This window comes from Streptomyces sp. NPDC046860, assembly GCF_040645115.1.
In the GTDB taxonomy this organism is placed as follows: domain Bacteria; phylum Actinomycetota; class Actinomycetes; order Streptomycetales; family Streptomycetaceae; genus Streptomyces.
In genome coordinates this window covers 103,423-115,090 of sequence record NZ_JBEYXQ010000003.1, presented here as the reverse complement: position 1 = coordinate 115,090, position 11,668 = coordinate 103,423, and the positions used below count along the sequence as shown (strand labels likewise).

At 72.7% G+C, this 11,668-nt stretch carries 12 protein-coding genes; 4 read left to right on the top strand and 8 right to left on the bottom strand.

Annotation, left to right across the window (positions count from 1 at the left end):
* Position 1: 1 nt before the first annotated feature.
* Positions 2–757, bottom strand: a complete 756-nt coding sequence (locus ABZ898_RS06235) for a (5-formylfuran-3-yl)methyl phosphate synthase (RefSeq protein ID WP_361653348.1) — start codon at positions 755–757, stop codon at positions 2–4.
* 370 nt (positions 758–1,127) lie between these two features.
* On the opposite strand from ABZ898_RS06235, the gene ABZ898_RS06230 reads away from it, so the two are divergent.
* Both ABZ898_RS06230 and ABZ898_RS06225 read left to right on the top strand, forming a co-directional pair.
* Positions 1,128–1,532, top strand: a complete 405-nt coding sequence (locus ABZ898_RS06230) for an FKBP-type peptidyl-prolyl cis-trans isomerase (protein ID WP_361653346.1) — start codon at positions 1,128–1,130, stop codon at positions 1,530–1,532.
* 245 nt (positions 1,533–1,777) lie between these two features.
* Positions 1,778–2,959 carry an FAD-dependent monooxygenase gene (locus ABZ898_RS06225; RefSeq protein ID WP_361653345.1) on the top strand — a complete coding sequence of 394 codons (1,182 nt, stop codon included), beginning with the start codon at positions 1,778–1,780 and terminating at the stop codon, positions 2,957–2,959.
* Between the two features lie 3 nt (positions 2,960–2,962).
* Here the strand turns inward: ABZ898_RS06225 and ABZ898_RS06220 are convergent, their stop codons facing one another.
* The 6 genes from ABZ898_RS06220 to ABZ898_RS06195 form a co-directional block, all read right to left on the bottom strand.
* Positions 2,963–3,793: a sterol desaturase family protein gene (locus ABZ898_RS06220; RefSeq protein WP_361653343.1), complete on the bottom strand. Its 831-nt coding sequence runs from the start codon at positions 3,791–3,793 to the stop codon at positions 2,963–2,965.
* Positions 3,790–4,509 carry a GntR family transcriptional regulator gene (locus tag ABZ898_RS06215; RefSeq protein WP_361653341.1) on the bottom strand — a complete coding sequence of 240 codons (720 nt, stop codon included), beginning with the start codon at positions 4,507–4,509 and terminating at the stop codon, positions 3,790–3,792. The genes ABZ898_RS06220 and ABZ898_RS06215 overlap by 4 nt, the downstream gene beginning before the upstream one ends.
* A gap of 80 nt (positions 4,510–4,589) precedes the next feature.
* Complete coding sequence (gene dgoD, locus ABZ898_RS06210) at positions 4,590–5,741, bottom strand: galactonate dehydratase (RefSeq protein ID WP_361653339.1); 1,152 nt, start codon at positions 5,739–5,741, stop codon at positions 4,590–4,592.
* A gap of 30 nt (positions 5,742–5,771) precedes the next feature.
* The gene (locus ABZ898_RS06205) at positions 5,772–6,377 is read right to left on the bottom strand and encodes a bifunctional 4-hydroxy-2-oxoglutarate aldolase/2-dehydro-3-deoxy-phosphogluconate aldolase (RefSeq protein ID WP_361653337.1); all 606 of its coding nucleotides are present in this window, start codon (positions 6,375–6,377) and stop codon (positions 5,772–5,774) included.
* On the bottom strand, positions 6,365–7,111 hold the full coding sequence (locus tag ABZ898_RS06200) for an IclR family transcriptional regulator (protein WP_361653335.1): 747 nt from the start codon (positions 7,109–7,111) through the stop codon (positions 6,365–6,367). Before ABZ898_RS06200 ends, ABZ898_RS06205 begins: the two co-directional genes overlap by 13 nt.
* Positions 7,112–7,115: 4 nt before the next feature.
* Positions 7,116–8,024, bottom strand: a complete 909-nt coding sequence (locus ABZ898_RS06195; protein ID WP_361653333.1) for a sugar kinase — start codon at positions 8,022–8,024, stop codon at positions 7,116–7,118.
* A 125-nt stretch (positions 8,025–8,149) separates the two neighbouring features.
* On the opposite strand from ABZ898_RS06195, the gene ABZ898_RS06190 reads away from it, so the two are divergent.
* On the top strand, positions 8,150–9,511 hold the full coding sequence (locus ABZ898_RS06190; RefSeq protein ID WP_361653331.1) for an MFS transporter: 1,362 nt from the start codon (positions 8,150–8,152) through the stop codon (positions 9,509–9,511).
* A 24-nt stretch (positions 9,512–9,535) separates the two neighbouring features.
* On the opposite strand, the gene ABZ898_RS06185 is transcribed toward ABZ898_RS06190, so the two are convergent.
* Positions 9,536–9,970 carry an STAS domain-containing protein gene (locus ABZ898_RS06185; protein WP_361653329.1) on the bottom strand — a complete coding sequence of 145 codons (435 nt, stop codon included), beginning with the start codon at positions 9,968–9,970 and terminating at the stop codon, positions 9,536–9,538.
* A 191-nt stretch (positions 9,971–10,161) separates the two neighbouring features.
* Here ABZ898_RS06185 and ABZ898_RS06180 point away from each other — a divergent pair, with 191 nt between their 5' ends.
* Entirely contained in the window at positions 10,162–11,655 is a 1,494-nt protein-coding gene (locus tag ABZ898_RS06180) for a sugar porter family MFS transporter (protein ID WP_361653327.1), read from the top strand.
* Positions 11,656–11,668: the final 13 nt, after the last annotated feature.

The window sequence follows — 11,668 nt, the reverse complement described above, 5'->3', positions numbered from 1 at the left end:
GTCAGCCGACGGCGGTGGCGTCGGCCGCGTACTCCCGTGCCCACCGGTCCATCTCCGCCCGGAAGGCGGCCACCAGGTGCGGCCTGATCCGCCCGGCGTTGCGGTCGCCGCCCTCGCAGACCGCTCCGCGCACCCCGACGATGTCCGTGCCGATGCGGGTCAGCGGGCCGAGGTCGGCCTGCCCGACGCTGCCCGCGAGGGCCGCGAGCAGCCCGGATTCGTGGGCGCGCCGCACGAACTCGGCGCAGGCGTCGGGCGGTACGTGGTCGAACAACCGCGTCCCGTCCTTGATCGCGGTGTCGAGCATGGCGGCGTCGGCACCGGAGCGGGCGGCGATGTCGGGCAGGGCGAGCGGGTTCACGCAGCCGATCCGGTGGGCGTCGGCGTAGCCGGAGGCGACGACGAGCGCTTCGGGACGGTGGTCCTTCACGGCCCGGACGACGGCGCGCATGACCGCGATGCCCTGATCGGGCGTCGTGCAGCCGTACAGGCCGACCTTGATGTACGTGGCCCCCGAGACGACCGCGCCGAGCGCGGCCTGGGCCACCGTGCCGGGCTTGTACGGGACGTCTCCCACTGTCGCCGAGACCGGCTTGTCCGCCGGTACCGCGTCGCGGATCTCCCGGATGACCCAGGGGAAGTTCGCGCCGAGTGAGCCCTCGTCGGGCTTCTTGACGTCGACGATGTCGAGATGCTCCGCCGCCTTCGCGCAGTCGAGAGCCTCCTCGACACCGTCCGGGGAGATGAGAAGCAACACCGTGAACTCCTTCCGCCGCCGGCCCACGCCGGGACACGGGGGACCGCGGATCACTTGGTCGATGTGCGGTGCACTCATCATTTCCGTCACTCACGGAAACCGGGAGGGCGCACTGAGTGCCCATTGGGTGCTCGAGGCGACTTCTGGCGCGCCGTGCACGGCGTCCGGTCACGCGCCCCGTTGACCGCGTCCGCCGCATGTGCACGGTCACGCCACGGCCGGGGCGGGCCCTCCGCGTCCGGTCGGGCGCGGGAGGGGCCGGTAGCGTGATCGTCCGCCGCACGGAGCGTGTCCGTGCGTCCCTGCATCCGTGTGTCGAGGCGTCCGGCCCCGTCCCCGCGACGGCGTCCGGCGGAGAGTGATGAGTGCGATGAGTGAGCCGAGCAAGCCCGAGGTGCACGTCCCGGAGGGGGCCGCTCCCGCGGAGCTGACCGTGCGGGACCTGGTCGTCGGGGACGGGCCCGAGGTGAAGGCGGGCATGGTGGTCAAGGTGCACTACGTCGGCGTGACCTTCGCGTCCGGGAAGGAGTTCGACGCCTCCTGGGACCGGGGAGAGCCGTACAAGTTCGCCGTGGGCGGCGGCAAGGTCATCAAGGGGTGGGACCGGGGTGTGCGGGGGATGAGGGTCGGCGGCCGGCGCGAGCTCGTCGTTCCCCCGCGTCTCGGCTACGGGAAGGAGTCGCCCTCGGCACTGATCCCGCCGGGCTCCACCCTGGTCTTCGTGGTGGACCTGATCGACTCGTACTCCCCGGTGACGGGATGGAGCAGGGGCTGACGGCCCGGCGCCGGGGTGTCCGGCTTCGGCGGGGCCCCCGGCGCCGGGGTGTCCGGCTTCGGCGGGGCGCGGGTCAGCCGCTGGTGGACGTGGGTGAGGACGGCGGCGGTCACGGCGAGGAGGAGGTCCAGCGGGGCCGGGGACGCGAGTGGGGGCGAGGAGTGTTCGGTCCCGGCGCCGCGCCCGGCGCGCCCGCATCCGGGCGGGTCCCCCGCGGCGAAGGGGGCTGCGTGAACACTGACGCCGTGTCCCCGCCCCATGCCGTCGTCTCCGGCGCGAGCATCGCCGGTCTCTCCGCCGCGCACTGGCTGCGGCGCACCGGCTGGCGGGTGACGGTGGTCGAGCGGGCGCCCGCCTTCCGGGACGGCGGGCAGAACGTGGACGTCCGGGGCGTCGCGCGGGAGGTGCTGGACCGGATGGGCCTCTTCGGCGCGGTGAAGGCGCTCAACACCACCGAGACCGGCGCGGTGCTGGTGGACGGCCGGGGCCGGGTGACCGCCGGGCTGCCCTCGGGCGGCCCGGACGGCGCCACGGCCGAACTGGAGATCCTGCGCGGGGATTTCGCCCGCGCGATCCTCCGGAACCTGCCCGACGGTGTCGAGATCGTCTACGGCGACACGATCACCGGCACGGAGGACGACGGCGACTCGGTCACCGTGACCACGGCGGGCGGCCGGGTCCTGCGCGCCGGTCTGCTCGTCGTCGCCGAGGGCGTGCGTTCGGCGACGCGGGACCGGGTCTTCGGTGAGCTGGTGGACCGCCGCCCGCTCGGCGTCAACATGGTGTTCGGCACGATCCCGCGCACGGCCTCCGACGACGACCGCTGGCGCTGGTACGGCACGGTCGGCGGACGGCAGGTCCATCTGCGGCCCGACAACCACGGCACCACGCGCGCCGTCCTGTCCTACCTCCGCGACGAGGACCTCGCCGCGCTCGACCGCGGCCGGGCGCTGGCCCGGGTCCGTGCCCGGTACGCGGGCGCGGGGTGGGAGGCGGCACGGGTCCTGGACGGGTTCGACGCCTCCGAGGACGTGTACGTCGACCATCTGACCCAGATCCGGGTGCCCGTCTGGCACCGCGGGCGGGTCTGCCTGGTGGGCGACGCCGCCTGGTGTGTCACCCCGCTGGGCGGGGGCGGCGCCTCGCTGGCCCTGACCGGCGGCTACGTCCTCGCCGCGTGCCTGTCCTCCGCCGGTACCGGGACCGAGGCCGCGCTCGCGGCGTACGAGCGGTGGATGCGGCCGCTGGTCGACTCGGTGCAGAGGCTCCCGCCCGGTGTCGTACGGGCCGCCTACCCCCGGACCCGGTTCGGGCTGGCCCTGCGCACCCTGGCTGTCAGGGCCCTGACCTCGCCGCCCCTGGCGCCGCTGGCCGCGCGGTTCACGCAGGTCGCCGCCACGGACCGGCCGCTGCCGCCGATCGGCTGAAGGTCAGCGGGAGGCCGGGGTCCAGCCGGGCGGCCCCAGCACGTACCCGGCGCGGTCGCGCCAGGTCGCCGCCGAGCGGACGTCGCGCCAGGTGGCGGCGTACTCGTGGAAGGCGACGCGCAGCGGGTTGTGGGTGTCGATGTTCTTCGTCAGGCCGTACACCACCCGCTCGCCCTCGGCCTGGAACGTGCCGAGCAGCCGGTCCCAGACGATCAGGATGCCGCCGTAATTGCGGTCCAGGTAGACGTTGTTGGAGCCGTGGTGCGCGCGGTGGTGGGAGGGGGTGTTGAAGAACCACTCCACGGGCCGCCACAGCCTGTCCACCCGCTCGGTGTGCAGGAGGAACTGGTAGACCAGGCTGAACGACTGCTGGAGGAGGATCATCCAGGGCGGTACGCCCAGCAGGGCGAGCGGCAGCCAGAAGGGCAGCGTCGTCATCGGCGTCCAGCTCTGCCGCAGCGCGGTGGACAGGTTGAAGCGCATGCTGGAGTGGTGCACCACATGGCCGGCCCACAGCACCCGGACCCGGTGGTGGGCGCGGTGGAAGACGTAGTAGGCGAGGTCGTCGGCGAAGAACAGCAGCAGCCAGGTCCACGGGGAGGACGCGGAGAGGTGCCAGGGGGCCACGGTGAAGGCGGCGGCGTACGCCACGACCGTCACCGCCTTCCACGGCAGCCCGATGACCTGGCTCCCGGCCCCCATGGACATGCTGGTGACGGTGTCGCGCAGTTCGTAGCCGCGTTCGTCGTCGTCGGGGAGGAAGCGGTAGGACAGCGCCTCGACCACGACGAGGAGCACGAACGCGGGTATGGCGTAGACGACGGCCGGGATCATGTCGGTTCACCGCTTTCGGGGATTTCGGTGGGGACGCTGCGGGAGAGCAGTTCGCGGGCCAGCCGTTCGGCGGCGCGGGGCTCGCGCGCGGCGATGAGCGTGCCGAGCCGTACGTGGGCCTCGACGTCGAGGAGTTCGCCGGCGCGCAGGGCGTCGGGCGCCTGGACGACCGGGAGCGCCCCGGAGACGAGGCTGTTGAAGGCCAGCAGGTAGGCGAGGTTCCCGGAGCCCTCCACGATCAGCCGCCACCAGGCCACGTCCGCCTCGCCCAGCTCGGTGAGATCGGGCCCCTGCACCGCGTACCGGCTCGCGCTCTCCATGATTGCGGAGGCGGCCTGGTCGGAGCAGCGCAGCGCGCACAGCCGGGCGGCGTCGGCGCCGACGCAGACCCGCATCTCCAGTGCGTCGCGGGTGAGTTCGGCGATCGTGGGGCCCTTGTCGGCCTCGGCGATGCCGAGCGCGAGGTCGAGGCCGGCGGTGCGCCGCCAGTCCAGGACGAGGGTGCGGCCGCCGTGGCTGACCTCGACCAGCCGGGCCTGCTGGAGGCGTTTGACGGCCTCGCGGACCGCGTGGCGGTTCACGCCGAACTCGGCGGCGAGGTCGCGTTCGGCGGTGAGCGGGGAGCCGGGTGGCGGCGTCCCGCCGAGAATCCTGTCGCGCAGGACGGCGTAGAGCTGGTCGGAGACCGCCTCACGCCGGACGGGTAAGGAAGACATGGCGAACAGAGTGGGTGACGGCCGGGCACTGGTCAACTGGTTGGACCAGATCGGCCGTCACTCCCCTCGGGACGCGGGCCTCACCACTCCGCGAAGGAGCCGTCCGCGTGCCGCCACACCGGGTTGTGCCAGCGGTGGCCGCTCTCGGCCGCCCTGGCGACGGCGTCCTCGTCGATCTCGACGCCGAGGCCGGGGGCGTTCGGCCGGGCCATGTGGCCGTCGTCGGCGTCGAAGCCGAAGACGGCGGTGTCGACCAGGTAGTCGCCGAGGTCGGAGCCGACGTTGTAGTGGATGCCGAGGCTGGTCTCCTGGATGAACGCGTTCGGGCTGGCGAAGTCCACCTGGAGACAGGCGGCGAGCGCGATGGGGCCCAGCGGGCAGTGCGGGGCGAGCCCGACGCCGTGCGTCTCGGCCTGGGCCGCGATCCGGCGCACCTCGGAGATGCCGCCCGCGTGGGACAGGTCGGGCTGGGCGAGCGCGATGCCGGAGCGCAGTACGGGGTCGAAGTCCCAGCGGGAGTAGAGGCGTTCGCCGGTGGCCACGGGGATGCTGGTGGAGGCGGTGAAATCGGCGTACCGCGCGGTGAGTTCGGGGAGCAGGGGCTCCTCGATGAACATGGGCCGCAGTGGTTCGAGGGCGCGGGCGAGCTGCCTGGCGAGGGCGGGTGAGGTGCGGCCGTGGAAGTCGACGGCGACGTCCCCGTCCTCGCCCATCACCTCGCGCACGGAGGCGACCCGGGCGAGGACGGCGTCGATCTCGCGGGAGGTCTCAAGGTGCCGGAGCCGGCCGCCGACGTTCATCTTCACGGCGCGGTAGCCCTGTTCGAGGCGCTGGGCGGCGTGCTCGGCGGCCTCGCGCGGGTCGTCGCCGCCGATCCAGGAGTACATCCGCATCCGTTCCCGGACGGGGCCGCCGAGCAGGTCGTACACCGGGACGCCGTGGTACTTGCCCTTGATGTCCCACAGTGCCTGGTCGATGCCGGAGACGGCGGAGGACAGGACGGGTCCGCCCCGGTAGAAGCCGCCCTTGGTCATGACCTGCCAGTGGTCCTCGATGCGCAGCGGGTCCTGGCCGGTGAGGTGGTCGGCGAGTTCGTCGACGGCGGCGGCGACGGTGTGGGCGCGGCCCTCGACCACGGGCTCGCCCCAGCCGGTTATGCCCTCGTCCGTCTCGATCTTCAGGAAGAGCCAGCGGGGAGCGACGAGGTAGGTCGTGAGTGCGGTGATCTTCATGGGTGCGGCTCCTGTCTGCATGGGGGTGAGTCAGTGCTTCAAGAGATCGGCCAATGAACGGAGTTGGTCGGGGGCTTCGAGTGCCGAGCCGACGGCGACCACCTTGGCCCCCGCCGCCAGGTAGGCGGCCGCGTTGGAGGCGTCGATGCCTCCGGTGGCGACGAACGGCACCTCGGGGAACGGGCCGCGCATGGCCCGGAACCAGTCGGGGCCGAGCACGCTCGCCGGGAAGGCCTTCAGCCAGTCCAGGCCCAGGGCGCGTGCGGCCTGGACATCGGTGGCCGTGGCCACTCCGGGCAGGTGGGGCAGCCCGGCGTCGACGCTGGCCCGCGCCACTCCGGCGTCGAGCCCCGGGGCCACGGTGAAGGCGGCTCCGGCCGCCACCGCCCAGCCCAGCCGTTCCGGCGTGGTGACGGTGCCCGCGCCCACCGGCCTGCCCCGCCCGGCGGCCACGACGGCGGCGAGGACCGCCGCGGCCTCCTCGTCCTGCACCGGCACCTCGACGCACTCGATGCCCAGGTCCCAGGCCCGTTCGGCGAGTTCGACGGTTCTCGTCAGCGGCATGCCGCGCAGGATCGCCATCACCGGCACCCCGGCGAAGACGCGGTCGAAGGACACGGGGTTCACGGTCGCCATCCCAGCTCCCTGGAGATCGTTCGCGCGGTGGCGGTCAGTTCGGGCAGCACGTCCCGCTCCAGCGCGGCGAGGTCGGCCCTGGCCTTGAGCGCGGTCACGGAGACGGCCGCGATCACCTCGCCGCCGCTGTCCCGCACGGGTACGGCGACACAGTTCACGTAGTCCTCGTACTCGCCGTCGTCCACGGCGAAGCCCCGCGCGCGGGTCTCCTCCAGCGCCTTGTGGTAAGCGGCCGGGTCGGTGATCGTGGTGCCGGTGTGCGGGGCGAAGTCGCAGGCGGCGAGCAGGGCCCCAGCCGTCGCACGCGGCTGGTGGGCGAGGATCGCCTTGGCGACTCCGGCGGTGTGCAGGGTCACGGGCCGGCCGATCTGGGAGTACAGCCGCACCCCGTCCACCGGGTCGACCTTGTCGACGTAGAGGATCTGGCCGCCCTCCAGCGCGGCGAGGTGCACGGTGTGCCCGGAAGTCTCGCCGAGGGCGCGCAGGTGTCCGGCCGCGATCTCCTTGAGCCCGAACTGCTCCAGGGCGAGCTGGGCGAGTCCGGCGAGCCGGTGTCCGACGGCGTACCGTCCGTCGGGCAGCCGCCGCGCGAGTCCGCCGTCGGTGAGCGACTCCAGGATGCGCAGGGCGGTCGACCGGTGGACGCCGAGGTGGTCGCCCACCTCGGTCTGGGTGCGGGGGCCGCGGGCGATGAACTCCAGGATGTCGATGGCCCGTCTCACCGTCTGTGACATGGCGTCAGTCCTCCTTCAGAGTGTCGGCGGGCACATAGTCCTCGATGCTGCGCAGGGCGCGCCCGGCGAGGCGGTGTCCGAGCGCGAGCCGCTCGCGCGGGGGCGATCCGCGCAGGAGTCCGCTCAGGTGGCCGGCGGCGAAGGCGTCCCCGGCCCCGACGGCCTCGACGACGCCGACGGCGGGCGCGGGGACGAACTCCGCCCTGTCGCCGTCGAATTCGGTGGCTCCGACCGCCGCGTCCTTGACGACGAGCAGGCCACGGGGGGCGAGGTGGGCGTGGATGTCCGCGGCGGTGGAAGTGCCCCACAGCCGCTCGCCCTCGTCGCGGCCGACGAACACGATGTCGGCCCGGCGGGCCAGTTCGCGCAGCGCCGATCCCGCCCGCTCGGGTGAACTCCACAGCGCGGGGCGGTGGTTCACGTCGAAGGACACCGGTACCCCTGCCGCGGCGGCGCGTTCCATCAGCAGGTCCACGAGGCCGGCGCAGGTGTCCGACAACGCCGGGGTGATCCCGGTCAGATGCAGCAGCCGGGCCCCGGCCAGGCCGACGCGGCCGGCGTCGGCGGGCCCCATCCGCGAGGCGGCGGAGCCGCGCCGGTAGTAGTGCACGCGGGTGCCGTCCGGGCCGGGGTCCTTGAAGTAGACGCCGGTCGGGGCGCCGGGGTCCGTGCGGACACCGGAGACGTCCACCCCCCGTGCCGCGATCGAGGCGACGACGCGCCGCCCGAACGGGTCGTCGCCGACCCGGCCGACCCACGCGGCCCGGTGCCCCAGGTCGGCGAGGTACTGCGCCACCGTCGACTCGGCGCCCGCGACGGCGAGGCGCAACTCCCCGCTGGTCTGGAGCCCTTGGCCGTCGGCCGGGGTGACCTGCGCCATCGTCTCGCCGAGGCAGACCGTCGTACCGGTCATCGCCATCCCCTCCATTGACATGCGGCTGTGGCCGTGCGGAACATTAGCAGCCCTCGCGCAACAGGCGTGCACATGTTGCAACATGCAGGGCGCACACGTCCCGACCGATGGTGAAAGGGAGTGCGATGAGCCCGACGACGAGCGCATCCGCCCGCCAGGAATCCGCCCCGCGTCCGCCGTTGAGCGCCCGCGCGCGTCAGCGCCGGACGGCCGCCGCGAGCGTCGTCGGATCGATCCTGGAGTGGTACGACTTCTTCCTCTTCGGCGCCTGTGCCGCGATCGTCTTCAACAAGATCTTCTTCCCGTCGTTCTCGCCCCTCGCGGCCACCCTGGCGTCCTTCGCCACCTTCGGACTCGGCTTCGCCGTACGGCCCGTCGGCGGCCTGCTCCTCGCCCATCTCGGCGACCGGATCGGCCGCCGCCCGGTGCTGATCCTCACCGTGGTCCTGATGGGCACCGGCACCCTGGCCATCGGTCTGCTGCCGACGTACCACCAGATCGGCATATGGGCCCCGGTCCTGCTGGTGCTGTGCCGGATGATGCAGGGCTTCGGCGTCGGCGCCGAACTCGGCGGCGCGTACGTCATGTCGACGGAGGCCGCCCAGGAACACCGGCGCGGCTTCTACGGATCACTGCCCGGCGCGGGCGAGTTCATCGGTGTCGTCATCGCCTCCGGAGCGGTCGCCGCGGCCTCCACGCTGCCCGAGGAGGACTTCCTGAGCTGGGGCTGGCGCGTCCCGTTCCTCGCCAGCGCCCTGGTGGTGGTCATCGCGCTGCTGATCCGCAACGCGGCCCCGGAGACCGAGCAGTTCGAGGCGGCCCGCGACAGCGGCCGGCGCGAGCGGCTGCCCGTACTGGCCGCGATCAAGGCCCGGCCCAGGGCGATCGCGCTGCTCATCGGCTCCGGCTGCGCCACGGCCATCGCCTCGTACGCGATCCAGGGCTATCTGCCGAGCTACCTCACCCATCAGCTCGGCCTGTCGTCGGGCACCGCCGTGCTCGGCATCACCATCGCCTCGGCCTTCTCGATCCTCACCATCCCGCTGGCGGGGGCGCTGTCCGACCGGGTCGGGCGCAAGCCGGTGATGATCGGCGGGGCGGTGGCGATCACGCTGTTCGCGTACCCGTTCTTCCTGATGGTGGACACGCGCGAGCCCTGGCTGATCTACACCGCGATCACCGTCGCCTTCGCCCTGTTCCTGAACTCGGTCTTCGCGGTCGCGGGCACCTTCTACGCCGAGTCGCTGCCCACCGAGGTCCGGTACAGCGGGCTGGTGTTCGTGCGCGAGATCAACGGCGTGATCTTCGCCGGGACCTCGCCCTTCGTCGCCACGCTCCTGGTCGACGCGGGCGGCGACCGGCCCTGGTACCTGGCCGCGTACATGGCGGCGGCCGGCCTGGCCAGCGCCCTGTGCACCTGGCGCCTGCCGGAGACGGCACCCTGCCGCTCGGGGGCCTCCGGGGCCTCTGGCGGCTCCGGGGGCTGAACCCCAACCCCCGGACGTCGCCTGTCAGTTCTGCCGGTGCCGGCCGTCCAGGCAACGGCAGCCCTGCGCATAGGGCGCGGACGTGCCGCGCCTGCTCTGGCGCGGGACGAGCGCGGCCTCGGCCGCCTCGGGGCTGGGGAAGGTGGGCAGCGCCTCGGCCGTGCCGGTCACCGACAGCATGCGGGCCACGAACGGGTTGACGCCGACCAGCCCCACCGGGCGCTGCCGTCTGGTGGCCAGGAGGTGGTTGAGGAGGAGGGAGTCGGCGAAGCCGAGGTGCCGGAGGTCGTACACGAGCGGGCCGGGGAAACGTCGCAGGACCTCGGCCGTAGCGCGCTCGACACGGCCGATGAACGCTACGTCGAGTTCCCCGCGCAACTCCATCACCCACACCGAGCCCCGCTGGACGGAAGCGGACACTCCAGGACCGTCCCCGTCGTGCTGATGCTGGGAGGACATACCCCGAGCATCCCTCACCATTTGACATCTGACAACATTCCGTGTCCGAACAAACACTCAACGTCATCGGATGATAGAGTCCGCCCTTCTTCGGCCCAGGGCCCCGAATCGATGGCATCACCCGCTCTCATCAGGGCAGACGTTCTCGAGTCCGGGCGGCGAGAGACCCGGACTCGAAGGAACGGATCACGGTGTCAGTGCAGAGCGTCCAGAGCCGCGAGCGGAGCGGGGAGCACGGAAGAGGGACGGCCGGGGAGAACGCCCCGCCGGCCGGGACGGGCGAGGGCGGGGCGGGGAGCCGGCCGAAGGGCCTGAGCGGGCACATGCTGATGGCGGCCGTGGTGTCCGCGATCAGCGGCCTGCTGTACGGCTACGACACCGGCATCATCTCCGGCGCACTCCTCCAGATCTCCGACGAGTTCCGCATCGGCGGCGCCATGAAGGAGACGATCGCGGCGGGCATCCTGCTCGGCGCCGTCATCGGCTCCCTGGTGTGCAGCCGCCTGTGCGAGCGCTTCGGACGGCACCGCACCATCCTGCTGATCTGCGGGGTCTTCGTCGTCGGCAGCCTCGCCTGCGCGTTCGCACCCAGCGCGGTCGGTCTGGCGCTCGCGCGCGTCCTGCTGGGCTTCGCGGTCGGCGGCGCCACCCAGGCGGTGCCCATGTACGTCGCCGAACTGGCCCCCATGGCGATCCGCGGGCGGCTCGTGCTCTGTTTCCAGCTCGCCATCGGCGTCGGCATCGTCGTCGCCACGGTCGTCGGCGCGAGCGAGGCCGTGTCCTGGCGGGTGTCGATCGGCGCGGCCGCCGTCCCGGCCGTGCTGATGCTCCTGGGCCAGCTGCGGCTGCCCGAGAGCCCCCGCTGGCTCATCCTGCGCGAGGGCCGGACGGACGAGGCCCGCAAGGTCCTCGAAGAGGTGCGGCCCGAGGGCTACGACATCCAGGGCGAGCTGGACGAGATCACCGGCCTGGCCCGGCGGCAGGAGGACACCGACCGCGGCGAGCGGGGCTGGCGCGGGCTGCGCCGGTCATGGGTGCGTCCGGCGCTGGTCGTCGGCTGCGGCATCGCGGCCTTCACCCAGCTCTCCGGCATCGAGATGATCATCTACTACGCGCCGACCATCCTCACCGACAACGGCTTCCCCCAGACCGACGCGCTGCGGATCAGCGTGGCGCTCGGCGGGGTCTACCTGGTGATGATGATCGTCGGGCTGTGGATCGTGGACAAGGTCGGCCGCCGCAGGCTCACCCTCGTCATGGTGCCCGGCGCGGCCGTCAGCCTCTTCGCCCTCGGCGCCCTCTTCGTCACCGGCCACGCCACGCGCGCCTACGTCCCGGCCATCGTGGCCTGCCTGCTGGCCTTCATGTTCTTCAACGCCGGCGGACTGCAGCTGATGGGCTGGCTCACCGGCTCCGAGATCCATCCGCTCTCGGTCCGCTCGGCGGCGACCAGCGTGCAGTCGGCCACCCTGTGGAGCACCAACCTCCTGATCACCCTGACCCTGCTGACCATGATCAGCGCGTTCGGGGTCGGCCAGGTCTTCTGGATCTACGCCCTCTTCAACGTCGCCGCCTGGCTGTTCGTGTGGCGGAAGATGCCCGAGCTGACCGGGCGCAGCCTGGAGGACATCGAACAGCACCTGAAGGAGCGGAAGTTCCGGCCGCGGGACTTCGCGCGGTCCTAGCGTGGGCGGGCGT

Excerpts from the sequence above, each read along its gene's own strand:
- ABZ898_RS06230 (WP_361653346.1), top strand. The coding sequence starts at position 1,128 with ATGAGTGAGCCGAGCAAGCCCGAGGTGCACGTCCCGGAGGGGGCCGCT.
- ABZ898_RS06220 (WP_361653343.1), bottom strand. The coding sequence starts at position 3,793 with ATGATCCCGGCCGTCGTCTACGCCATACCCGCGTTCGTGCTCCTCGTC.
- ABZ898_RS06215 (WP_361653341.1), bottom strand. The coding sequence starts at position 4,509 with ATGTCTTCCTTACCCGTCCGGCGTGAGGCGGTCTCCGACCAGCTCTAC.
- dgoD (WP_361653339.1), bottom strand. The coding sequence starts at position 5,741 with ATGAAGATCACCGCACTCACGACCTACCTCGTCGCTCCCCGCTGGCTC.
- ABZ898_RS06205 (WP_361653337.1), bottom strand. The coding sequence starts at position 6,377 with ATGGCGACCGTGAACCCCGTGTCCTTCGACCGCGTCTTCGCCGGGGTG.
- ABZ898_RS06200 (WP_361653335.1), bottom strand. The coding sequence starts at position 7,111 with ATGTCACAGACGGTGAGACGGGCCATCGACATCCTGGAGTTCATCGCC.
- ABZ898_RS06195 (WP_361653333.1), bottom strand. The coding sequence starts at position 8,024 with ATGACCGGTACGACGGTCTGCCTCGGCGAGACGATGGCGCAGGTCACC.
- ABZ898_RS06190 (WP_361653331.1), top strand. The coding sequence starts at position 8,150 with ATGAGCCCGACGACGAGCGCATCCGCCCGCCAGGAATCCGCCCCGCGT.
- ABZ898_RS06185 (WP_361653329.1), bottom strand. The coding sequence starts at position 9,970 with ATGTCCTCCCAGCATCAGCACGACGGGGACGGTCCTGGAGTGTCCGCT.